The organism is Peribacillus sp. SIMBA_075, from assembly GCF_046534585.1.
In genome coordinates this window covers 1-236 of record NZ_JAWRYN010001607.1, presented here as the reverse complement: position 1 = coordinate 236, position 236 = coordinate 1, and the positions used below count along the sequence as shown (strand labels likewise).

Here is a 236-nt window from a genome sequence, read left to right as displayed (position 1 = left end):
CCAAGGGGGGACAATGCGAATCTTTGTTGATACAGAGTTCACCGACTTCATCGACTGCAATCTAATCAGCGGTGCGTTGGTTGCCGACGATGGCCAGGAGTTCTACGCAGAGTGCAACGACTTCGATCGACGCGCCTGCAGTGCATTTGTCCAGGAAGCGGTGTTGCCGCGACTAGGGCAATTTCCGGACCGCGTGTTCTCTCGCCAAGACCTCCAGCTGGCCCTTCACGACTGGC

At 57.2% G+C, this 236-nt stretch carries 1 protein-coding gene; it reads left to right on the top strand.

All coding sequences use genetic code 11. The features are described from left to right. Positions 1–13: 13 nt before the first annotated feature. The coding region (locus tag SB775_RS33865; RefSeq protein WP_486360748.1) for a hypothetical protein at positions 14–236 on the top strand (223 nt) is incomplete at its 3' end.